Annotated in this window: 18 protein-coding genes and 1 pseudogene; 7 read left to right on the forward strand and 12 right to left on the reverse strand. The window is 46.3% G+C overall.

Annotated elements, in window-relative coordinates; genetic code table 11:
* Nucleotides 1-37: 37 nt before the first annotated feature.
* Entirely contained in the window at nucleotides 38-916 is an 879-nt protein-coding gene (locus VEJY3_RS23250) for an NAD(P)-dependent oxidoreductase (protein WP_014234881.1), read from the reverse strand.
* 214 nt (nucleotides 917-1,130) lie between these two features.
* Here VEJY3_RS23250 and VEJY3_RS23255 point away from each other — a divergent pair, with 214 nt between their 5' ends.
* Nucleotides 1,131-1,781 (forward strand): HAD family phosphatase, encoded by a 651-nt coding sequence (locus VEJY3_RS23255; protein ID WP_014234882.1) that lies wholly within the window; start codon nucleotides 1,131-1,133, stop codon nucleotides 1,779-1,781.
* A 279-nt stretch (nucleotides 1,782-2,060) separates the two neighbouring features.
* Nucleotides 2,061-2,513, forward strand: a complete 453-nt coding sequence (gene azu, locus VEJY3_RS23260) for an azurin (protein ID WP_014234883.1) — start codon at nucleotides 2,061-2,063, stop codon at nucleotides 2,511-2,513.
* A 132-nt stretch (nucleotides 2,514-2,645) separates the two neighbouring features.
* Here the strand turns inward: azu and VEJY3_RS23265 are convergent, their stop codons facing one another.
* The 6 genes and pseudogenes from VEJY3_RS23265 to VEJY3_RS23285 form a co-directional block, all read right to left on the reverse strand.
* On the reverse strand, nucleotides 2,646-2,996 hold the full coding sequence (locus VEJY3_RS23265; protein WP_014234884.1) for a cupin domain-containing protein: 351 nt from the start codon (nucleotides 2,994-2,996) through the stop codon (nucleotides 2,646-2,648).
* A complete protein-coding gene (locus VEJY3_RS23270) occupies nucleotides 2,993-4,309 on the reverse strand; it encodes an FAD-binding oxidoreductase (RefSeq protein WP_014234885.1) in 1,317 nt (438 codons plus the stop codon). Before VEJY3_RS23270 ends, VEJY3_RS23265 begins: the two co-directional genes overlap by 4 nt.
* 12 nt (nucleotides 4,310-4,321) lie before the next feature.
* The gene (locus tag VEJY3_RS23275) at nucleotides 4,322-5,596 is read right to left on the reverse strand and encodes an NAD(P)/FAD-dependent oxidoreductase (RefSeq protein WP_237708206.1); all 1,275 of its coding nucleotides are present in this window, start codon (nucleotides 5,594-5,596) and stop codon (nucleotides 4,322-4,324) included.
* Nucleotides 5,585-5,746: pseudogene (locus tag VEJY3_RS26055) on the reverse strand (rubredoxin); the annotation flags it as partial. The gene VEJY3_RS23275 and the pseudogene VEJY3_RS26055, both read right to left, overlap by 12 nt.
* A gap of 156 nt (nucleotides 5,747-5,902) precedes the next feature.
* Complete coding sequence (locus tag VEJY3_RS23280) at nucleotides 5,903-7,327, reverse strand: aldehyde dehydrogenase family protein (protein WP_014234887.1); 1,425 nt, start codon at nucleotides 7,325-7,327, stop codon at nucleotides 5,903-5,905.
* Between the two features lies 1 nt (nucleotide 7,328).
* Nucleotides 7,329-8,516, reverse strand: a complete 1,188-nt coding sequence (locus tag VEJY3_RS23285; RefSeq protein ID WP_014234888.1) for an aromatic ring-hydroxylating dioxygenase subunit alpha — start codon at nucleotides 8,514-8,516, stop codon at nucleotides 7,329-7,331.
* Between the two features lie 321 nt (nucleotides 8,517-8,837).
* Here VEJY3_RS23285 and VEJY3_RS23290 point away from each other — a divergent pair, with 321 nt between their 5' ends.
* On the forward strand, nucleotides 8,838-10,574 hold the full coding sequence (locus tag VEJY3_RS23290; protein ID WP_041170440.1) for a BCCT family transporter: 1,737 nt from the start codon (nucleotides 8,838-8,840) through the stop codon (nucleotides 10,572-10,574).
* 104 nt (nucleotides 10,575-10,678) lie between these two features.
* Here VEJY3_RS23290 and VEJY3_RS23295 read toward each other — a convergent pair whose 3' ends face one another.
* A complete protein-coding gene (locus VEJY3_RS23295) occupies nucleotides 10,679-11,629 on the reverse strand; it encodes a LysR substrate-binding domain-containing protein (RefSeq protein WP_014234890.1) in 951 nt (316 codons plus the stop codon).
* 250 nt (nucleotides 11,630-11,879) lie between these two features.
* Complete coding sequence (locus tag VEJY3_RS23300) at nucleotides 11,880-13,706, reverse strand: ABC transporter ATP-binding protein (protein WP_014234891.1); 1,827 nt, start codon at nucleotides 13,704-13,706, stop codon at nucleotides 11,880-11,882.
* Nucleotides 13,707-13,851: 145 nt separating this feature from the next.
* Here VEJY3_RS23300 and VEJY3_RS23305 point away from each other — a divergent pair, with 145 nt between their 5' ends.
* Genes VEJY3_RS23305 through fhuB form a run of 4 tightly spaced genes read left to right on the forward strand, consistent with a single transcriptional unit; the run spans nucleotide 13,852 to nucleotide 19,670 of the window.
* Nucleotides 13,852-15,948: a TonB-dependent siderophore receptor gene (locus VEJY3_RS23305; protein ID WP_014234892.1), complete on the forward strand. Its 2,097-nt coding sequence runs from the start codon at nucleotides 13,852-13,854 to the stop codon at nucleotides 15,946-15,948.
* A gap of 52 nt (nucleotides 15,949-16,000) precedes the next feature.
* The gene (locus VEJY3_RS23310; protein WP_014234893.1) at nucleotides 16,001-16,786 is read left to right on the forward strand and encodes an ABC transporter ATP-binding protein; all 786 of its coding nucleotides are present in this window, start codon (nucleotides 16,001-16,003) and stop codon (nucleotides 16,784-16,786) included.
* Nucleotides 16,777-17,706, forward strand: a complete 930-nt coding sequence (locus VEJY3_RS23315; protein ID WP_014234894.1) for an iron-siderophore ABC transporter substrate-binding protein — start codon at nucleotides 16,777-16,779, stop codon at nucleotides 17,704-17,706. The genes VEJY3_RS23310 and VEJY3_RS23315 overlap by 10 nt, the downstream gene beginning before the upstream one ends.
* The gene (fhuB, locus tag VEJY3_RS23320; protein WP_014234895.1) at nucleotides 17,703-19,670 is read left to right on the forward strand and encodes a Fe(3+)-hydroxamate ABC transporter permease FhuB; all 1,968 of its coding nucleotides are present in this window, start codon (nucleotides 17,703-17,705) and stop codon (nucleotides 19,668-19,670) included. The genes VEJY3_RS23315 and fhuB overlap by 4 nt, the downstream gene beginning before the upstream one ends.
* A 69-nt stretch (nucleotides 19,671-19,739) precedes the next feature.
* Here fhuB and VEJY3_RS23325 read toward each other — a convergent pair whose 3' ends face one another.
* The 3 genes from VEJY3_RS23325 to VEJY3_RS23335 all read right to left on the reverse strand — a co-directional run bounded on the left by VEJY3_RS23325 (nucleotide 19,740) and on the right by VEJY3_RS23335 (nucleotide 23,794).
* Nucleotides 19,740-20,585: a mechanosensitive ion channel family protein gene (locus VEJY3_RS23325; RefSeq protein WP_014234896.1), complete on the reverse strand. Its 846-nt coding sequence runs from the start codon at nucleotides 20,583-20,585 to the stop codon at nucleotides 19,740-19,742.
* Nucleotides 20,586-20,760: 175 nt separating this feature from the next.
* Nucleotides 20,761-22,101 carry an HlyD family type I secretion periplasmic adaptor subunit gene (locus tag VEJY3_RS23330; RefSeq protein ID WP_014234897.1) on the reverse strand — a complete coding sequence of 447 codons (1,341 nt, stop codon included), beginning with the start codon at nucleotides 22,099-22,101 and terminating at the stop codon, nucleotides 20,761-20,763.
* Nucleotides 22,073-23,794: a type I secretion system permease/ATPase gene (locus tag VEJY3_RS23335; RefSeq protein ID WP_014234898.1), complete on the reverse strand. Its 1,722-nt coding sequence runs from the start codon at nucleotides 23,792-23,794 to the stop codon at nucleotides 22,073-22,075. Before VEJY3_RS23335 ends, VEJY3_RS23330 begins: the two co-directional genes overlap by 29 nt.
* Between the last annotated feature and the right edge of the window lie 10 nt (nucleotides 23,795-23,804).

Consider the following 23,804-nt stretch of genomic DNA (forward strand, 5'->3'; position numbering starts at 1 on the left):
TCTTTAAGCTCTTCGATACTCAAGAGTTGTTTATCTATTACTGATTCTTAGCCACGGCTTTGATAAGTACCGAGGTATCCATACGCCCAAGACCGTCAAGCTGTAGGTCAGCGTATTGTTGATCAACCATTTGGGTTAACGGAAGCTGCAAACCAACACGCTCAGCTTCTTTAAGGCAGAACCCAAGATCTTTGCGCATCCAGTCAATCGCAAAGCCAAAGTCGAATTTATCTTGCGCCATGGTCTTGGCACGGTTTTCCATTTGCCATGACCCAGCAGCACCATGTTTCAGTGTTTCGACAACTTGTTCAATATCTAAACCAGATTTTTGAGCCAGTAGCAGTGCTTCACTCAAGCCTTGCAGTACGCCGGCAATACAAATTTGATTGACCATTTTGCATCGTTGCCCCTGGCCATTCTCACCCAGCAACGTAATTTGTTTTGCGTAGACGTCCATCGCAGGCGCAACCTGTTCAAAGACATTCGAGTCACCACCACACATAATGGTTAGGACACCATTTTCAGCACCCGCCTGACCACCAGAAACTGGGGCATCGATAAAATGATTACCAACCTTAGTGCAAGCGTCCGCCAGTTCAACAGCCAAATCTGCGGAAGTCGTGGTGTGATCGACTAATACCGCGCCCGGCTTAAGACCAACCAGAAGCCCTTCTTCGCCATAAACAACACTACGAACGTCATCATCATTGCCTACGCAAGTAAATACGATGTCACATCCTTCTGCCGCTTGTGCAGGTGTTTCACAGGCAACACCGTTGTATTCTTCTGCCCACTGGTCAGCTTTTGCTTTTGTGCGGTTGTATACTTTGGTTTCGTAGCCAGCTTTACTTAAATAGCCTGCCATTGGGTAGCCCATTACACCCAAACCAATAAATGCTACACGTTGTTTTTCCATTGCCTGCTTCCCTAATCAACTGAATTTAAATCTTTTGTAACATGCTACTAAAGAATTCTGCTTTTTACTCGTAATTTATCTCTGATTTTCACAAAGGAAACTGCATGATTGAAGGACAGAATCAATGCTGTAAACACGCGACCAGTTTAAATTCGCGAGAAATAAAGTGTGACTTATGTCAGAATACCCCATCACTCAACAAACCGGCAAAGTAATGAATTATCACGCTGCTATTTTTGATATGGACGGTTTGCTTCTTGATACTGAGCGTGTCTGTATGCGCGTGTTCCAAGAAGCCTGCGAAGTACAACAACTTCCTTTTTACAAGGAAGTATACCTGTCAATCATTGGGCGTAATGCCGCAGGTATTGAAGCCATTTTCCGCAAAGCTTATGGAAATGATCTGGACCGCCTGCATCAAGAATGGCGAACCCGTTACAACGCTGTAGTCAAGCACCAGGCGATTCCTGTAAAGGAGGGCGTCGTAGAACTGCTAGAATGGCTGAAAGAGCAGAGTTTACCTATCGCCGTTGCGACATCGACAGCTAAGGATGTCGCTAAGATCAAACTTGAACTGGCAGGATTGAGCAAATATATCGACAACCTGACGACAGGCTGTGAAGTAAGCAATGGTAAACCTGACCCGGAAATCTACTTACTTGCTGCCAACAGACTGAATGTTGAACCGACTAAGTGCCTGGCGTTTGAAGATTCAAACAATGGTGTGCGTGCCGCTGTCGCCGCTAATATGTCGACTTATCAGATCCCAGATTTGGTAGAGCCATGTGACGAAGTACGCCAATTCGGTCATTCTATCGTCCCTTCGCTACACGATGTGCTGAAAGAATTGAAACAAACTCGATAACACACCTGCTCTTCACAATAAGCTCAGCCTAATGGTTGAGCTTTTTTCATTTTTCGCTTAATACCAAATCGCCTGCTATTTTTTATCTGTCTCTTATTTTGTGCAGTTTCCACTCGCAATGCGTCATGTGATCAATCATAGAGATGAATGAGTATAAGTTTGCAACAAAGTGTCAACGTACCGCTCACAGCACAGTTTTACGCTATTAACTCGTTGATAATGAGAACTATTGGTTCATATGAAACCAGTCAGCCAAAAATATAAAATGGAGAGTGTTATATGTCTTTACGTTTATTAGCAGCAACCTTTGCACTTGTTGGAGTAAGCTTTGGCGCACAAGCCAGTGCCGAGTGTGAAGTATCTCTGGATGCTAACGATATGATGCAGTTTTCTAGCAAAACTCTGAGTGTTCCGGCAACGTGTAGCGAAGTAACGTTGACTCTGAACCACACTGGTAAAATGCCAGCACAGTCAATGGGTCACAACGTTGTTATTGCAGATACAGCGAACATTCAAGCCGTCGGCACCGATGGTATGAACGCAGGTGCGGATAATAACTACGTGAAGCCTGATGACGAGCGTGTCTATGCTCACACCGAGGTCGTTGGTGGCGGCGAAAGTACAAGTATCACCTTCAGCACAGAAAAAATGACCGCGGGCGGTGACTACTCTTTCTTCTGTTCATTCCCTGGCCACTGGGCAGTCATGCAAGGCAAGTTTGAATTCAAATAAAATCTTGTGCCCTAGCGTGATGTAAAGATTTAAGGGAAGCTCAGGCTTCCCGTTTTAATCAAAACTCAATGTTAGTTCTCAGTTTAGCAGTCTAAGAACATGAAAAGTCATGCCTAAAAACCTCTGCTCGTGTTATTCGATACCGTGCAGTTCCTTCCAGTTTCCCGGGTGTACAACATAACCAAATAACGCGTGTCCGCCATAAACTAACTCGGTACCTTCAGGAATCCAAAGCATTTGTCCGGGGCGAACAAAATGGGTTTCTCCATTTGCGGTCAGTTCAAAACACCCTTCTATGACGAAAACCACTTCATCATAAAGTACTGTCCACGCAACTTCTGCGCCTTCCCACTTTGCAAATCCAACACCAATATTTGGTGAAATCTCAGGGCTGAGCGCTCTTGCTACATAAGCCATGCCAGGAGTATCACCGCGCACGTTGAAGTCGAGTGTTTTGCTATCTACGAGTTTTACTTGCTTCATAATTCACTCCGGCTTTGCCACTTAGCTAATTGAATACGACTCCTCACTCCCATACCCAAAAACGGCTCTGGCGGATTCAGGCTAGGCATACCGGTTACTTGTTGAATGTCATCAAGAAGTTTGGAGGTCGCCCCTACTGCATAATCCGCAAGTAAAGTGCCGGAAACTGTTCCCCATGCGGCCCCAACGCCATTGTCACAAGCACTGGCATACACCCCTTTGTCGAGTTGACCAAAGAAATTGGTGAAATTTCGGGAGATGGCATAAACACCGCCCCACGTGTGAGTAAAAGGTACATCGGCAAGTTCTGGGTAACGGGCCAAGAACACTTGACGATGATCTTCTTGAATACTCTGCCTCATTTTGTCACTCACACTTGAGCCATACTTAGGTACGTGTTTGTAAGTATTACGAATCAGTATTCGGCGATCCGCTGTCATACGAAGCGTCGTCCCCGCATGGTCAGCCGGAGTCAGCCCCCAGTTCAGTTCACCACCATAACGCTGCATTTCGGCGTCCGTCAGAGGACGAGTCCAACTCGCGAACGTCATCACCGGAAGCAGTCGATTTTTCAGGTAGCCAAACTCTCGAGTAAAAATGCTGGTTCCTAGTAACAATTCTGGTGTGCGAACTGAGCCTTTATCGCCATGCAACACCCAATTGTCATTCTCTTTACTCAAGCGGCGAATAGGAGAGTTTTCTAGCACTTCTACGTTATCAGGCAAGCTCTCACCCAAGCCGTGAACTAGTGCTGCTGGCTGCATTAAATAGCCACCTGGAGTGTAAATGGCTCGGCTGTAATAATTTGTACCGAGCACTTTTGCAAGTTCTGCTCGATCTACGTGGAAATATGGTTCGCCCAAGTCTTTCATCAAGTGCTCAAAGTGATCGAGATAAGCCTCGCCCCTTTCTCCAACCGCGCCCTGATATTTACCTTTTGCTGACCACTGGCAATCGATATTGTATTTGCTGATCAAACAATCTAATTGACCGATCGCAGAACGGTTTAACGCCAGTAACTTCTGCTTGTGAGCTGGGTCCGGATGCTCTAAAGAAAACTTATGCGGTAAGTCGATCACAAATCCAGAATTTCTCCCGGAGGCTCCCTGACCTATGCGCTGCGCATCAATCAAGAGAATTCGTGCATCAGGTTCATGCTCAGCTAAACGTCTCGCCATCGCAAGACCCGCAAACCCAGCGCCCAATACCACGTAATCTGCATTTATATTCCCTTGCAACGAAGGTTTTGCTGGCGTTTTTGGTAGCGCGTGATACCAGCCACATGTTGCATCATCGTTTGGTAAATGAATCATTATCGGCCTCCGTTACGCCGCAGATTGTTTTAGTGATAATTGTTCGAGCCAAGGCGAGCGCAGAGACTGGACTTTTCGGCCTAGTAGCGCAAATCCAATCATTGAACCTTCCACCGAGTAACACGCTGCTGTTAATTCCTCACCCTGCTTTTCTATGTGCCACTGTCCTTGTGCATTAGGTGAGACAGGGAAGATGGTCAACGGAAGAATCGGTGTTTTCACAATCACTGGTGTTGGCGTTAACGTAATAGGCGTCATTTCACCCAATAGGCTCTTCGCCAGAGACGGAATCATTTGGTTGATAGGCGCAATATATGGCTGCCAGCCTTGTTCGGTTTCAACACAGTCCCCTAACGAGTAAATGTTTTCATCACTTGTCTGGGCAAATTGGTTTACTTTAATGCCGCGGCCAATTTCCAGCCCTGCTTGCTCAGCCAGAGAAACATTAGGTTTAAGCCCCACAGCACTAAGGACCAAGTCCGCGGTGATCTTTTTCCCGCTCGTCAGGTGGAGTTCCGCGCTGGTGTCAGCCATTGGCTCAATTTTCGCAATGCTGTCTTGCAGTAACCACTGTACGCCACGTTCACTTAGGGCATTTTGTAGTGATTCGCCCAACTGCTGTGGGATCATGCGCTCCATTGGCCACTGCCCTAAACCAATGACACTGACTTCAACACCACTTTCAATCAGGTCGTTAGCAAACTCACAGCCAATTAAGCCATCACCCAGAATAGCGATGCGCTTTTTGCCTTGAAGTTGAGATCTAAAACGACGGTAATCGACCAGATCATTGACGCTAACCATGTACGAACGGTCACCTTCAATAGGAATTTCAATAGGTGATGCTCCCGTCGCTAGCACCAGGCGGCTATAACGGTACTGACCAATCGATGTGTGTAATGTTGAGTTAGCGCGATCAATATGCTCGACACGGGTATGTGGGTAAACTCGAATATTTAAACGATGCTCCCACTCCAATGCACTTTCCGTTTGCAATGCATCACCGTTTTTGCCCATTGCCAGAGCATTCGAAAGCGCTGGTTTACTGTACAGAGCACCGTCATCACAGGTAAAGACGGTAATTGGAACATTGGCAGACTGGGCTCGAAGCGCCGAAGCCAACTGATAACCACTATGTCCACTGCCAATAATGACAATAGGATCCGTCGAAAAGACTGGCTGGCTCACTGCAGGAGGAAGTGGTTGATCCAATGGCGTTGAACCCGTACCCGATAAAACAGGCGCAACAGCCTCTTCGTCAATCACATCACCCGTGATTTCAATCATTTCGAAATCAGCCTTTCCAACCAAGCAATCTGGGCATAACCAATCATCCGGCACATCTTCCCATGCCGTTCCTGGTGCAATCCCATCAGCAGGCCAACCTTGGGCTTCATCGTAAATTAAGCCACAAATAATACAGAGCCACTTTTTCATCACTTTTTCTCCAACTACCTTGTTCCAATTTCCCTTGCCTGTTCACTACTTACTCATAGAAAAGTGAAAGTTTCATCGCACTCACACCATCTTGTGGTCTGAAATCCAAGAAGGTGTGAGGCGAAGAAATCAGTTACACGTCGGCTAAGCGTCGCTCTATTGCTGCAAACGAATAGCGATGTTGCGCGTATGGACATAGCTATAAATCGCTTCTTGCCCTTTTTCTCGTCCAAAACCGGACAGCCCAACACCGCCAAATGGGGTTTCTATGCCACCAGCAAACCACTCGTTAATGAACACTTGTCCGCCACGTAGCTGTTGAGCAACGCGCAAGGTTTGATTCATGCTCTCACCAAATACGCCAGCAACTAAGCCAAACTCTGTACCATTGGCCATTGCCACAGCTTCTTGCTCGGTTTCAAATGGCATGACCACCAGTACAGGACCAAACACTTCTTCCTGCGCAATACGCATGTCTGGTGTGGCTTCAATGACTGTCGGCGCGACAAAGTAGCCAGACAAATCTGGTGCATAACCACCTGTAAGGATGTTCGCGCCATCTGCTCGTGCTTGCTCGATCATTTCCAGCACTCGTACTTGCTGATCAGCAGAAACCAACGGTGTGATATCAGGCTGGCTTTCGCCTTGACCAATTGAAAGTCCTTCAGCCATTGATACCACTGCGGCTTTCACTTCTTCATAGCGGTCTTTGTGAACCAGCAATCGAGACATAGCCGAACAAACCTGACCGGCATTAAAGTAGATACCGACCTGAACGCTTTTCAGTAGTAAGTCCAGATTGACATCTTTCAGCGCGATAGCCGCAGATTTACCACCCAGTTCCATTACCGATGGCGTTGCTCTGTGCGCCGAATCTTTTAGAATTCGCTGGCCAGTTGGAACCGAACCAGTAAAGACGATTTGGTCGACCTCCTGGTGCTGCACTAAGTGACTACCAATCACAGAGCCTTTACCACAAAGCAAGTTGATGGTGCCTTTCGGAAAACCGGCTTTTTCGATGGCTTTTATCAGTAAGGTCATTGCCAGTGGTGAAATCTCTGGCGATTTAATCACTACTGCGTTACCGGCAGCTAAAGCGGGCGCGAGCGAACGCGCACAAATGGATACCGGAAAATTCCAAGGAACTATCTGTACACTTACGCCAAACGGCACATATTGAGTGAAGTCGACATAATCTTTCCCCAGTGGGATTGAAGTGCCTTCTAGTTTGTCCGCCATGCCTGCGTAGTATTCGAAGTAACGTGCCGATTCGATGAATTCATCTTTCGCATCTTGTAGTGATTTGCCATTTTCACGACATGCCACTAACCCGCCTTCATCGACCATTTCACGAATAGCCGCCGCCGCTTTTAGCATCCACTCAGTTCTTACTGCTGGACGAACATCCGAAAGGAGCCCTTGATTCACAACTCGACGAGCTGCTGCCATCGCACGATCAGCGTCAGCAATATTAGCTTCAGCTATCGTCGCGTACGGTTCCGCTGTACCTGGGTTGATAACCGTGAGGGTTTGCTCTGAGTCACACCACTCACCATCAATGTAATTTAGGTAATGAGTCATACTACTGCTCCATTGCCGACTTAACTTGTTTTGCTAACCATGTTTGGAAGAAGTGAGTTGGGACATCCATTTCTGGAGAAAACACACCGCCACCAAACCCTGGTGAATGACGACCTTGCTGCATACCTTCAACAGCACCGATGTCCTCGCCGAATACCACACGCCAAGATTCAACCGTGGCAGTACGGCAAGCTGCAAATTCGTCTTTGGTTGCTTCATCACCGACATAGAAAACACGCAGATGCTCAATGCTCTTACCAGCGCTAATTGGTTCAATCATCATCGCAAACGCGTGATCAGCCTGAATGCCTAACAACACGTTCGGGAATAGTGCAACGTATTCTGCATGGCGAAGTTTGTCTTCTGGCCAGCTAGGGAACTTAGGCAAATGCGTACCAGCAGTATCCGACAGGTTGTAAGCAAGACTGCCTTGGCCTGCAAATCGCTCTTCAAACATGATGTTGTAGTGATCTTCCAGGCGCGAGTAGCTGTTCAAGCTCGGGTGAACCCAAGGCAAATGGTAAGCTTCACAGTAGTTTTCTACTGCCAGCTTCCAGTTACTGTTTACTTCGATCTCTAGATTGCCGCCCATGTTCACACGGCGCAAAAGGCCCATACCGTCTTCGCCTAAAAATGGTTTCCAACGCTCCTCTAGCGGTGCGATATGTTCTTCAAAACTTGGCGCATCACCTGAAAGGTTTACGAACACCATGTCCATCCAAATTGCTGAACGCAGTGGCTTCAACCCGTGCTTTTCGCACTTGAAGCGGTCATCTTTGTGCTGTGCGATACCACCAATATGCGGCGTACCTTTCAGGTTACCGTCTAGATCGTAAGTCCATGAGTGGTAAGGACAACGAATCATGCCCTGCACTTCACCTGCCTCATGTACCAGCTTCATGCCACGGTGACTACACACATTATGAAAGACCTGAACTTCACCCTGACGATTTCTCATCATTAGCAGCGGTAGGTTCATAAAGTCTATCGGCATCACGTAACCGTCTTTAAGAAGGTCAGAGGCAAAACCAATACACACCCATGTGTTACCAAATACCTGATCACGTTCAAACGTAAAGTAGTCTTCATTTATGTAGGCATCGTTTGGCATCCCAGTCGCTTCACTGATTGGGTTAAGAACCTTATCGACGAGTTCAACAGGAATTAGGGTTTGGTTGACATTGCTCATATTCTTATCTCCGAAAGTCGAGTTGCATCCATTGCGGACAACATCGTGTTGTGTCAATGGAGCTGATTCTGATTAACAAACCAGCAACAAACAAACGACTTTTTTGGAGGGTATGGATGAGTTTTTATCATTCATGCATTGATCTGGGACAAGAATGCATCTTTAAAAATTGCACAAATATTAATGGCATGACTAAAAATCATTAATTGATGAGTATTAATCAGTTGAAACAACGCATAGCTCTCTCTAATCTCCCAGAAAAATTAACAATAAAACAACAAACGATAACGCTGCATACAAAAAACACTGTGAGGGACGCCTATGAGAGCAACAACAGGGATACTAAAAGGACTCAATCCGACTGTGACGATCGCATCTAAGATCATCGTCATCGGTTTTGTACTTTTCTGCGCCATTCTAGCTAACCAAGCGGGTCAATATTTCGAATCTATTTCCGGTATTCTGTTGCAGAATATGAAATGGTTTTATATCGGACTCGTTTCTTTAGTCGTCGGTTTTCTGCTCTATTTGATGATTAGCCGCTATGGGCATATTCGATTAGGTAAGGACGACGAAAAGCCCGAGTTCAGTTACCTGTCATGGGTATCTATGCTGTTTTCTGGCGGTATGGGGATTGGTTTGATCTTCTGGTCAGTCGCTGAGCCAATGTGGCACTACGCGGACAACCCTTTCACGCAGGGTTTAACCAATGAGGCTGCCACGACATCGATGAAACTGACTTTCTTCCATTGGGGACTACACCCTTGGTCAGTTTTTATTATTGTTGCGCTTGCTCTGGCCTACTTTTCTTACCGTAAAGATCTGCCGTTTACCTTACGATCTATTCTGTATCCCCTTATTGGCAACCGTATTTATGGTCCAATCGGCCATACTGTCGATATTCTTACTGTCGCAGTCACGGCCTTTGGTATCTCCCAGACACTTGGTATGGGCGTGATTCAAATCAACTCAGGGCTAAATCAAACATTTGGTTTAGATATCGGGTTAGGCACACAGCTGATCATTATCGTTTCTTTATGTACCTGTGCGGTAGCCTCGGTTCTGTCTGGCGTCGGTAAAGGAATTCGTCGCCTTTCTGAATGGAATATGTTGCTCTCTTTGCTGCTGGTACTTGTTGTGCTTTACATTGGTCCAACACGCTACATTCTGAACACACTTTTAGAGAGCACCGGTCTTTACGTGCAAAATATTGTTGGCATGAGCTTATGGAGTGACGCCCAAAATGACTCAGGTTGGCAAAACTGGTGGACAGCATACTACTGGCCATGGTGGATGACTTGGGCGCCATTTGTTGGCATGTTCATCGCGCGAATTTCTAAAGGGAGAACGATCCGTGAACTGATAGGTGGCGCTTTAATCGTACCAACACTAATCACTTTCTTATGGATCTCAGTTTTCGGTGGTGCCGCACTGAAAGTTGAGCAAGATGCTCGCGTAGTGTATGAAACTCAAGTGGTTGCAGCTCAAGAAACTGGCCAAACGCCACCAGACGCATTTACGGGCGGAGTCATTCTCGAAGCAACGAAAGCGGATACCACTCGCGCATTATTTACGTTGTTCGATAACCTAGATACCGGTCTGTTTGGCAAAATACTGAGTGTATTAGCGTGTTTGCTGCTGGGTACCTATTTCATTACCTCCGCTGACTCAGGAACTTTGGTTCTTTGTACCTTAGATGCGGCAGGTGACAGTGAACCTCCCAAATCCATTCGTGTACTTTGGGGAATAATGATCGCCGCGATAGCTGGTGTACTGCTGTACGCAGGCGGACTGAAAGCAATGCAAACTGCGTCAATCATTGCAGGCTTTCCAATTGCAATATTTATTGCGGTAATGAGTTTGACGCTATTTCATAGTATTCGACGTGAACCGAAACCATGGGCGATGTTGCCAGAACACGTCCACCCGGAAGAGACCAAGCTTGATGGCCCAGTAGAGCCACTTGTAGAAAGTAAGACAGCGATTCAGCAAACCATAACCGCTGATTCAACGGCTGCTAAAAATCCAACGCTTGATCAGAAACCAGCGTTAACGTAGCAAAGTCGGTTTAATGATAACCACCTACTCAAGTAGGTGGTTTAGAGCTGAAAATAAAAAGTGGGAGTTACGCTCCCACTTTTTATATCTACTACTTTTTGTCTCTAAGAATTGGACGATTCGACTGTTTCGGCTAATCCGCGATCACCGACTTCATCCGGTAATTGCTGCAACAACCAACCGCGAAAGCGTTTCACACTCGCTGGGATTAAGCCTCTGTCTTTAGGCTCCAACATACAGAAATTCGATGGTGTTGCCAGAACATGCTCGACAGGCCTTACCAACGCACCGCTTTGCAAATAGTCATCAACTAATGAGCCCCAAGCTAAGGCAATACCCTGACCATTAATGGCTGCTTGCAACAACATAGGGTAGTTATTAATGTTCATTCGATTACGAGGCACAATATTCGGTAAATTTACGCCTGCAAACCACTCTTCCCAATTGACCCAATCCCTTTGCGACTCTTCGAGATAAAGAAGCGTTTTATTAAAAACCTCTTCAGCCTCAGTCGGTTGACCAATCTTTTCTAAATACAGTGGGCTGCAAACCGGAAAAACTTCTTCCGAGAAAAGTGTCGTCACTTCCATTTCGGCGGGTGGTGTTTTGCAGTAAAACAGTGCGATATCGCAATCTAGGCGTCTTAAATCCAGTACGTTATCAGACGCCAGAATTCGTATATCGATATCATCATGCTCATTTTGAAACTCCGCCACTTTTGGCAATAGCCACAGAGCAGCCATTGCATTAGTCGTAGCGACGGTAATTTTCTGCTCCCCTTGCCACTTTTTCACTTCTCCGGTGATTTGCGCGATATCGAGTAAAGACTGACTGATCGATTGATAATATTGCAGACCTGTCGGCGTTAGGTTGATGCTGCGATTGGCACGGGTGAACATCGCTTTACCTAAATACTCTTCTAATTGTCTAATTTGTCGGCTGATTGCGCCTTGAGTCACATTGAGCTCTTCAGCTGCGAGCGTAAAGCTCAAATGTCGAGCCGACGCTTCAAACGCCACTAGGCTGTTTAAAGGTGGGAGGGGTTTGATTTTCATGTTTCTTCCAGTATGGCAGCATTGTAATTATTGTTATTCCCGGCAATCTTCTGTTGCACGTGGATAACCGCCATTGTGGACAACCATCGTCAAACGACAATTTATAAATAATAAAAAATAGAGATGAATCATAAATTGCTCCACCTCAGCGGGATATATAGTGTGCGACTGCATGTTTGTTGGAATAAAAAAGGGAAGCCTGCGCTTCCCCTTTTAACCCGAGATTGATGTGATTCCAGATCAACCAATATTACTCTGTCAGAAAGCCACCGGTCTGGTGTTTCCACAACTGAGCATAAACCCCGTTAAGTTTTAATAGTTCCTGATGCGAGCCTTGTTCGATAACCTGACCATCATCCATCACGATTAAACGGTCCATCGCAGCGATCGTCGATAAGCGGTGAGCAATAGCAATCACCGTCTTCCCTTCCATCAATACTTCAAGGTTTTCTTGAATCGCAGACTCCACTTCAGAATCCAGCGCAGACGTTGCTTCATCCATAATGAGAATCGGCGCATTTTTAAGAAGTACACGCGCAATAGCGACACGTTGACGCTGGCCGCCAGACAGTTTTACACCACGCTCACCAACTTCAACATCGTAGCCAACATTACCTTGCTCATCTTTCAGAGTCTGAATAAATTCGTGCGCATGTGCCTTCTCAGCCGCAGCTATAACGGATTCCATAGAGGCTGCTGGATCACCATATAGAATGTTTTCTTTGATTGAGCGGTGCAGCAAAGAGGTATCCTGAGTGATCATTCCAATGTGTTGACGCAAAGACTCTTGCTCTACCTGTGAGATGTCCTGTCCATCAATGCAGATTTTACCGGAATTCACATCGTAAAAACGCAATAGTAAGTTAACCAGTGTTGACTTACCCGCACCAGAACGCCCAACAATGCCGACTTTTTCGCCCGGTTTAATCGTCATGTTCAGATTGTCAAATACGGCTTTTTCTTCGCTGTAGTTGAAACCAACGTGATCGAAGCAGATTTCACCTTGTCGAATTTGCAACGGCTTTGCATTCGGTACGTCTTTCACTTCAACGTCGTTCGAAATAGTGCTGATACCATCTACAACGGTACCAATATTTTCAAACAGTGTACTGACTTCCCACATGATCCATTTCGACATGCCCTGTACACGCAGCGCAATGCTGATACCGATAGCAATCGCACCAATCGTTACTGCCGCATCCAGCCACAAATAAACGGAAATCACGCCAATAGACAACAGCAGTAAGTAGTTGATCGCATCGACACTAAACAGCAAGCAAGTCACCATTCGCATCTGACGGTATACCGTAACCAAGAACTGCTTCATGCTGCTTTCTGCATACTCAAGTTCGCGCTGAGAATGGGCAAACAACTTGACCGTAGAGATGTTGGTGTAAGAATCGACAATACGTCCTGTCATCACAGAGCGTGCATCCGCCTGCTCAGTCGCCACGCGCTTCATTTTCGGAATGAAGTAGAGCTGGATCAGTACATACAATGCAAGCCAGATAACGATAGGTAGCATGAGCAAACCGTCTGCCTCACCCATCATCCATATCATCGACACAAAATAAACGCTGATGTAGACCAGTACATCCAGCAGCTTCATCACCGTTTCTCGAACTGCCAACGCACTTTGCATCACTTTTGTTGCAACACGGCCTGCAAAATCTCGCTGGAAGAATCCAACTGCTTGCTTAAGTAAATAACGGTGAATCAGCCAGCGAATCGACATTGGGTAGTTACCCAGCAGTGTTTGGTGCATCACCATCGAATGTACAAAGCCTAATGCCGGCATGACGACGACAACCAGAAAAAGCATCATCAACATCTGATCGCCCTGATCTTGCCAGAAAGTAGCACGATCCTGGTTAGACAATATATCGACTAGCTCACCCATGTAGCGCAACAGGGTGACTTCAGTGATCGCAATCAGCGCACTGAACACCGCCATGATAATAAGCGGCACTTCAAATCCACGCGTATAGAAACGACAAAAGCCAAACAAGGTCTTGGGTGGCTTTTCGGTTTCATGCAGGGGAAACGGTTGGGTTAGTTTTTCAAACCAATTAAACATAACAACTACTTTGGTTAGATCGATCAAATTTGCAGACGTTTTACTATCTTTTGATGCAAAAGTCAGTAAAATACGTAAACAATAGTTTAAATGATAATAATTACAATTAAGCTTTTTGTTTAAAATAATTGTCGGGAATGTATTAATGACAAATCATAACTCTCTCACCATCGCTGTTCGTAAAGCGTTGGTTTGTGCTATCGCGCCCGCTGCAGTGGTTTCGTTTATGGCTCACGCACAAGATGATTCAACTGAGATGGAAACCATCACAGTCACCGCACAAGCACTTAAAGTCGAAACGCCAGCCAAAGAAACACCACGCAGCGTTTCCATTATCTCTGAAGATGAATTGCGCGTCCGCGCACCACAAAAGCTAGATGAAGCGTTGCGTTATACATCTGGTGTCACGTCTCAGCCGTATGGCGCTGATAACGACACAGATTGGTTTAAAGTACGTGGCTTCGATGCCGCAACTTACTTGAATGGCAACCGTTTGTTCCGTGACGGCTACTACACCTGGCTCGTTGAACCATACGGTTTGGAAAGCGTTGAAGTCGTAAAAGGCCCATCAGCCATACTATTCGGTGAATCGGCACCAGGTGGCGTAGTAAACGCCGTTCAGAAAAAGCCAACGTTCACACCACAAGGTGAAGTAAAGGTTGAAGTCGGCAACAACAATCATCAGTCAATAGGCTTTGACATTGCTGACGAAGCTAATGATTCAGGTACGATGCGTTACCGCTTGGTTGGCTTGATGACCAGTCAGGATGGTGAATTGGACGATACAGAAAATGAACGTTTCTACATCGCTCCGAGCCTGGAAATCGATGTTTCAGATCGTACCATGCTGACCCTGATGGCGACCTATCTAAAAGATGATGGTGTGCCAACTAACCCATTCTTCCCAGCTGCAGGTACGCTCGTCGACTCGGAATACGGCAAGATCGATCCATCAACTAACTTAGGTGAGCCAGATTACGACAAGTATGAACGTACTCAAATCTCACTTGGTTACTTGCTTGAACACGATATAAACGACACTTGGACATTCTCACAGAACGCAAACTACGGTTCTAACGAGCTCTTTCTGCGTAGCGTTTACAGCATGCCATCTCCAGGCTGGGATTTAAACGACGACTCGCTTTACTATCGTGGAATTGTATTCCGTGACGGCAAAAACCAAAGTTTCACCTTCGACAACAATGCGGTTGGTAACTGGATGACGGACAATGCCGAGCATACAGTTTTAGTCGGTGTTGATCTGCAATATCACAACACGAAGGGTGACGAACAAGACAACTATTCATTTGGTACCGTAAACCCATTTAATCCAAGCTACGGAAACTACACACCACTGGACTCCGCGGACAACATCAAGCGCGAGATCGACAAGTATCAGGCCAGTGTGTACTCGCAATACCAACTTAAATTCCACGAACAATGGATTGGTAATGTTGGCGCCCGTTACGATTGGGTGAAAACAGAAAACAGTGGTAAAGGAGCAAGCGTCGATCAGAATGAGTCTCGCGATGATGGCGAACTGTCTCTGAGCGCAGGCCTAATGTACCTTGCGGACAACGGTCTTTCTCCATACGCCAACTACTCTCAATCGTTTGAAGTGATCAGCACCATCGACACAGCAACCGGTAAGCTCTACAAACCACTTGAGGGTGAGCAAGTTGAAGTGGGTGTGAAATATGAACCAAGCTTTATGGATGGCTTTGTTAACATCGCATGGTTCGATATCACGCAGAAAAATGCACTGGTAACTAACCCATCAACTTGGGTGGCAACTCAGACTGGTGAAGTGACATCAACTGGTGTCGAAGTTGAAGGTACTGCTCAGTTAACTGACGACGTTAAATTACTGGCTAGCTACACCTACACTAAAGCAGAAACTGACGAGACTTATGGCAAGGGCACGCAACAAGCAGGGCTTATTCCTAAACATCAGGCGTCTGCGTGGGTAGATTACAGCGCATACCGCCTAATTCCTGGCCTGAACGTTGGAACAGGTGTTCGTTACGTGGGTGAATCTAAAGACAACCCGGCGAGCTCGGATCTAACGGTTCCATCTGTGACACTTTGGGACGCATCTGTGACTTATGACATTTCTTCACAATGGCAGGCACAGCTTAATGTGAACAACATTCTGGACAAAGAGTTTATCTCTGGCTGCGATTACTACTGTTACTTCGGTCAGTCTCGCTCTGTGATGCTAAACGCTAACTACCGCTGGTAATTGTTCTTCCAACTCCCCTCTTATGAGGGGAGTATCATCTTGAGACCTATCCATGTTTCAACTATCTAATATTCAGATCGTTCGAGGTGGACGTCAAATCCTCGGTATCGATCAACTCAATATCCCAACCAATGAACTCACCGTGGTGCTGGGGCATAACGGCTCAGGGAAATCGACCTTGGTTAACTTGCTTTCCGGGCAAATGTCACCAGATAAAGGCTCTGTCGAGCTCAACGGTCAAAACCTCTCATCTCTCAAAACCAAAGAACTGGCAAAACAAATCGCCTACTTACCGCAAAAACTTCCGGCTTCGGCAGGGTTAACGGTAGAAGAATTGGTTCGTTTGGGGCGTTTCCCATGGCGCGGGGCGCTCGGTCGCTGGAACGCGGAAGATAAACAGATCATCTCTCAAGCGATGCAGCGTACAGGGGTCACGCCGTTCGCTCAGGCTCTGGCAGATGATTTATCCGGTGGTGAGCGTCAACGCGCTTGGGTATCCATGTTGCTTGCTCAGCAATCACCGATTTTGATTCTCGATGAACCGACTTCTGCGCTAGATGTGCACCATCAGTTTCAGTTGATGGCATTACTGTCAGAGTTAAATAAGACGGAGAATGTCGGGATCATTGTTATTTTGCATGACTTGAACCTGGCCCTTCGCTACGCCACTCACATCGTTGCTCTGAAAAAAGGGCAAATCGCTTTTGAAGGTAAAGCAGACATGCTTCTCGATGAAGCACGTTTGTCGGAACTCTATGAGTCACCAATCACACTGATCGATCATCCGACTCCGGCGGACACCCTTGCCAGCCGTAAGGTAGCCGTTGTATGCGCTTAGTCAGACGTTTACTTCAGCGCCTTGCTGCCATTGCCATTCTTGTCGGGGGAATGCTTTCTCAAGCTCATGCTGCCATTACCATTAGTGACGATTATGGCAGTCACTCTTTTGCGCAAACACCGCAACGGGTGGTCGCATTAAACTGGGATATACTCGAGCAGGTTCTTGCGCTAGACGTTGAGCCGATAGCTGCACCGAACTTATCGGGCTATCGTCAGTGGGTAGTCAATCCCTATGCGCCAGAAACCATTGAAGATATTGGCACTCGCGCTGAACCGAATTTAGAAAAAATCGCCAGCTTGAACCCTGATGTCATTTTGGCTGCGTCACCACAGCAGGATCTCATTCCATTATTGTCTCAAATAGCGCCTGTGATTTATCTACCAAACTTTTCAGAAAACGAAGCGGCCGCTGAAACGGCAATCCGTCATTTTCGTACGTTGGGAAAACTGTTGGATAAGCAAGATCTTGTCGAAAAAAAACTAACCGCTTTAGATCAATCGTTTGACCAAATGCGTTTACGCATCCACCAGCATTATCCCGATCCGCTTGAAGTACTCGTCATGCGCTTTTCCACTCCGAATACGGTGTTTCTGTCTACGGAAAACTCAACCACAGATTACGTGGTTAAACACCTGGGCTTAAACAACCCGATACATGAGTCACCTAAAGCTTGGGGCGTGAAACAAGATCGCATTAATCGTCTGCAGAATCTTGAAGACAGCTACATCTTATATGTGCAGCCGTTTCCACAAGAAGACAAGTTAAAGGACTCCCCTCTTTGGCAAGCCATGCCTTTTGTGAAAAAGCACAGAGTTAATTCAGTCAGAGCCGTTTGGGCATATGGTGGGGCAATGTCTTTACAATACATGGCTGAAGCCATCACTGATAGTTTAATTGAGTTGGCACCAGAACAATGAGAATAAAACATTACATCGGTTACTTAGCACTGATTCTGTTGCTCAGTATTTTTAGCCTGCAATTAGACACAAGCTTGTCATTAGGCGCGCAGTGGGGGCTACTGATTCAAGCAGATCTCGCCAGTGAGTTTCGTGACGTTTTCTTTCTTCAGTCTCAACTGCCGAGGCTATGTATCACCCTACTCGTCGGAGCAATGCTTGGACTAACCGGCAGTTTGATGCAACAGCTAACGCAGAACCACTTAACCTCTCCTCTGACACTAGGCACCTCCTCTGGTGCCTGGCTAGCATTGGTCGTGGTGAATATCTGGTTTGTAGATTGGGTGGCAGATTACTCCGCTTTAGCCGCAATGGCAGGCGCACTTATCGCGTTTGGATTGATCATTTCTATCGCGGGTATTCGAAATATGACCGGCTTACCGCTCGTGGTATCAGGCATGGTCATTAACATACTGCTTGGGTCCGTCGCGACCGCGATTATCATCCTAAATGCTCAGTTCGCGCAAAATATCTTCATGTGGGGTGCCGGGGATCTTTCTCAATACAGTTGGGAATGGTTTGAGTGGTTGCTGCCACGTTCTGCAATCGCACTCATTATTGTTCTGATTGCACCGCGAATATTAACACTCTTAAAACTCGGCCAGGAAGGTGCTGCCGCACGAGGGCTAGCCGTACTCCCAGCATTTGGCGCTTTAATGGTCATGGGAATCTGGCTCGTATCAGTGTCCATTACCGCTGTCGGCATCATCAGCTTTATTGGTTTACTGACCCCGAATATTGCTCGTGCGATGGGCGCAAGAACGCCTCGTGACGAACTGATAAGTAGCCTGTTATTGGGCGCAACGCTGTTACTTGTTACCGATTCACTCGCCATCTCATTAAGCTTATGGCTGGAAGAAACAATTCCGAGTGGCGTTGCAGCTGCCGCAATCGGAGCACCTGCTTTAATTTGGTTTACTCGTAAAAAGCTCACCGCAACGGATCAGCTCAACCTTTCGATGAGTCAGGGCAAAGCGCAGCTATCAAAAGTCACGGTCGCGAGCTTAATCATCATGAGCTTTGCTGGAATGCTGGTCTACTCACTGATTACTCATGGAGCGAATGGTATTCAAGTTGCACTACCAGGAGAGTTTCAATGGCAACTGCGCTGGCCTCGCATGATTACTGCGCTCGCTGTCGGCATCGCGCTCTCGGTTGCGGGAATCATTTTACAGCGTATTGTCTATAACCCGTTAGCCAGCCCAGATATTCTCGGTGTTTCTTCTGGTGCGACATTTGCGATCATAATCACTGGCGTAATTTCCGGATCATTGCTTGCGTCATTCAACTGGGGCGTGGCTTTTTTAGGTAGTTTGACGGTCTTGCTGTTGTTGCTTCTAATTGGTAAAAGAAGCCAGTTTAACCCTTCGAACTTCGTATTGTCGGGTATTGCGCTTTCTGCTCTGCTAGAAGCGTTAGTTCAATTTGCTTTGGCTCAAGGCTCTGGTGAAAGCTATAAGATCCTGCTGTGGTTAACAGGTTCGATTTATCGTGTTACCTCCCAGACGGCGGTCATGTTGACCATCGCGGTCATGATCCTTTTCGCCGGTGTATTCGCAATTTCACGCTGGTTAACACTCATTTCTATTGGCCGCGCCTTTTCTAATGCTAGAGGACTTAACCCTTCAGTTGCCAATACGATAATGCTGACCATTGTGGCCCTACTTTGCGCATTTTCAACGGCTACAGTCGGCCCCGTTTCTTTTGTTGGTCTGGTCGCTCCTCACATGGCGATGATGCTGGGCGCCAGAAAGGTAAAAGAGCAATTGCTGGTCGGAAGTTTAATTGGTGCGACACTAATGCTTTGGGCTGATTGGCTGGGCCAGATAGCCATCTATCCTAGCCAAGTCGCCGCCGGCACTTTAGTCGCAATTATAGGTAGTACTTACTTCTTATTCCTGATGCTTAAAAGTAAGTTCAACTAAATAAACAAAACCCGCTATCAAAGTAGCGGGTTTTGTTTTCGTTTTTATTGGTAAACAGCGCTTAAAAAGCTATTGAGTTTCTACCGGGAAGCGTTGTTCATAAAGGTCCATAAAGTCCTGACGAATCAAATGTTCCAAGTGATTCGCTTTATCCGTTGGACAAAAAATCATGACGTGAACAATCTGCTCACCAGTCGCATTGCTAGAAATATGAATATGCGGCTCTGCACCCGGCAGGTCGACACCAGCGTGTTTTTCAATCATCGCGTTATAACGATGTGCAACGTCGCTGAAGTAACTGCAATGTTCGTCAATTTTCTCTGTTAATGGCGTTAAAAGTGGATATAAGTTAACAAAGTCCCTCACAACAACCGAGAAATTATGATAAACATACCGCTTCATAAAATTCAGGTTCTTTACCGGATAAGTAAAAAACATACTGTTTGGCAAAGTGGCCGTTTTCCCGGTGTAATGATACTGACCATGATGAAGGTCAATCTCTTGGATTACGGTAGCCATCATATTGTGGTCAATCACTTCACCACATAATTTCCCGACTTCTATCCAGTCCCCCACGCGAAAAGAGCGTGAGCTGGCACGCTGAATAGACCCCGTAAAACAAAGAATGATCTCCTTTGAGGCCACGACTATCGCCACCGCAATCGCAGTCACACTTAATGCAAACTCACTGATTTCAGACTGCCAAAGAACGAACAGAATCAACAGCGTGATGGTAAAGGTGCCATTTTTCGTTCTCGACATCCAACTACGCTGCTTCTCAGAAAGGAGCGTGTGATCACCACGAATCATAGAGAGAATGGTCCGACGCGTTAACCACGCGGCAATAAGAATTAATGTGGTAAACAGCATTTTATGGGCCAGTAGAAAACTGACGACCAACTGCACTTTTTCCATTCTCAACTTCCTGCTATTGAACTACTGATAAATCTTTCTCGGAGCAGGCAACAATAGCAAAAAAATCTACAACTTGTCCGACTCAGCCTCTCTAAATGATACAAAAACAGCAAGGATTCGGAACAGACTGGCCGAATCCTAACCAGTTTGAAGTCAAAACGTCTTTTTACGGTACTTAATCTTCTCGAAATGCTCTATTCATACTATCTGTGATAGGTTTAACGAGATAGCTTAGCGGTGTGCGCGGCTCAGAGAGAATAAGAACTTCTGCATTCATCCCCGAGGTTAAGTGGTATTTTGCGACGTCATCTTGAGAAACAGCAATTCTGGCCAGATAGAAATCTTCGCGATCTTGCTGTGTGAGCTTGTCGGCAGAGATGGTCAGAACCGTTCCGTCCAGAGGTGCTAAGTTTCTCGCATTTAATGCGGTTACTCTGATACGAGCTTGCTGGCCTGGGTTCACTAAATCGATATCCTGCGGATTCACTCTCGCTTCTACCAGTAATTGGTCATTTTGAGGTACCAGTTCTAGCAGCGTTTCTCCCGAACCGATAACCCCCCTTTCGGTAAAGACCTGCATATTGACCACACGGCCTGAGATTGGTGCATTGATAGACGTTCTGGTTACCACGTCCTGTGCAGAGCGGTACTCTTCTCGAATGCTGACAATTTCTTTCTGGGTGTCTCTTAACTCTTCAACGACTTCATTCAGCCGTTCCAATTTTAACTCTTCTACCTGAGATTGGTTTTCTTCTAGCCGTTTATTCACCGTAAGAGACTGTCGATCCAATTGACTAAGCGTACTTCTCACTTCGGCCGCGAGACGCTTTAGCTGGAGCAAAGTTGACTTGCCGGAGAAGCCTTTCTGTACCAAGGCTTGATTACTCGCAATCTCTTCCTCAATAAAGTTTAATCTTTCTCTTTCAATCACTTTAGTTTGCTGAAGGTTTTGCAGTTCTAAATTTGCACCGGAAATACTTTGTTCAATGATCCCTAGCTGACTTTGAAAGTAACGCTGTCTGGCTTCAAATATTTTACTTTGCACCAGCTGTGCTTCTCGAACGATTTCAACACGAGGTAGATTGTTAAGATCGTCAGACCATACAATTGAAGGCAGTTCATCCAACTCTGCGCTCAGACGATTCTCTTTAGCGAGTGTGTGGATAAACTGTCCGCTCAATGAGTCTAATCTTGCCATTGCCTGATGTTTGGACAGTTGAATCAGTGGCTGACCCTTTTGAACCAAATCACCTTCCTGAACAAACAGCTTTTCGATGATCCCGCCCTCTAAATGCTGGATGGCTTGTCGGTTACTCAGCACCGAAAAATCCCCATAGGCGATGGCTGCACTTTCCAGTTTCGCTGTTGCTGCCCAAAAACCGACACCGCCTAAAAATACGCAAGTGGCAATAACGGCCAGCAGAATAGGTTTTTTGAAACTCAGTTGGAGCTCGGGAGAAAAGCGATAAACACTGTCAGTGGATGGTCTATTGACTGTTGGCAGTTGATTGCTCATTTGTCACCCTCGGTATATCCGTTTTGTCTTTACCCATTAAGCGTTTCAGTACTTCATCCCGAGCGCCGTATAACTTCACTCTCCCATCCGACAAATAAAGTAACCGATCCATCTGCCTTAGCGTACTCGCATTGTGAGCGATCACGATAATGCTCGTTCCTTGCTGTTTTAAATGTGCTATCAGGCGTTGAAATGCGGCCTCACCTTCTCCATCTAGGTTCGCATTAGCTTCATCAAATACCACAATAGAAGGCTCACCATATATGGCCCGAGCAAGTGCTATTCTTTGACGTTCACCTCCGGATAAACCACGGCCACGCTCTCCGATAACAAAGTCATAGCCTTTGTTCTTTTTGAGGATCAACTCATGGCATCCGGCCAGTTGTGCAGCGCGAATCACTTTGGCTGGGTCTTCATCTTTAAAACGCGCGATATTCTCCCTGATGGTCCCGGGGAATAACTCGACTTCTTGCGCCAGGTATCCGAAATGAGCACCGCGATCTTCCGCCGCCCAGGTGGATACCTCCATACCATCTAACGTTACCTTGCCTGCAGAAGGTTTGATGTTTCCGAGCATCAACCGCGCTAACGTCGACTTACCCGTTCCGGAAGGACCAATCAAGCCAACAGAAACACCTGCGGGAATAGACAATGAAACCGCCGAAAGTACTGGTTCAGTTGCGCCAAAGTGCCGGTAAGTTAGCCCGATGAGTTCATAGTTCCCTTGCGGTTTAGGTAATGGCATATCAGACTCATCGAGCTTGATGACAGCGTCGATATCCTTTAAACGTTGATAGGAGTTTCTGGCAGACATCGCGCCCCGCCACGTGCCAATCGCTTGTTCCATCGGCGCTAACGCTCGGCTCATCAGAATAGAGCTGGCGATCATTGCTCCGGCGGTAATTTCATGTTGAATCACCAACCATGCTCCACCACCAAGTAGCGAAACCTGTAATGTGCTACGCACGAATTTGGACAAGTTACTTATATAAATGGTTTTTCCTGCCACGTTCTCTTCTAACGAGTTGACGTGAGTCATACGTGATTGCCATTTTTCTAAAAACGCATTCATCATGCCCATCGCAAGGATCGAATTAGAGTTTTGTGTTGCCAGCTCGGCATCATTGATTTGGGAGAGCGCTTTCACTTCACTTTCTTGAATTACTTTTCTGGCTAAAACTTCATTGAGAATGCCCAGCCCCAAAAGCACAATCGACCCGACTAATGCGATGTGACCCAACAAAGGGTGTAACAGATAAACAAATAAGATAAAGAGTGGCGTCCAAGGGGCATCCAACAGAGGATAAGGCGCTTGACTGCTTAAAAAGCCTTTAATGTTTTGAATATCTCTGAGTACTTGAGAAGTAAAACTTGTGCCAGTATGAGACTGATATTGGATACTGCGCTTGAGCATAAACACAGACAGTTTGGTATCCATCCAGTAACCAAAAGATTTGCTTACTTGTGCTCGGGCAATATCAACAATAGACATCGTAAAAAGTGCAGCAACCACAATGACGGTGAGCAAAACGAGTGTATCTATTGAGTATGATGAGAGGACACGGTTATACACTTGCAGCATGTACAAGGGTATAGAAAGAATGAGTAAGTTGATGAAGAGGCTAAACCCAACCAACAAGCCTATAAGCGCGAATAGCTTTTGTCGCACCTCTTTGAAAACCGTTTTCTGCACGATAACTTCC

Source organism: Vibrio sp. EJY3 (genome assembly GCF_000241385.1).
Lineage (GTDB): Bacteria > Pseudomonadota > Gammaproteobacteria > Enterobacterales > Vibrionaceae > Vibrio > Vibrio natriegens.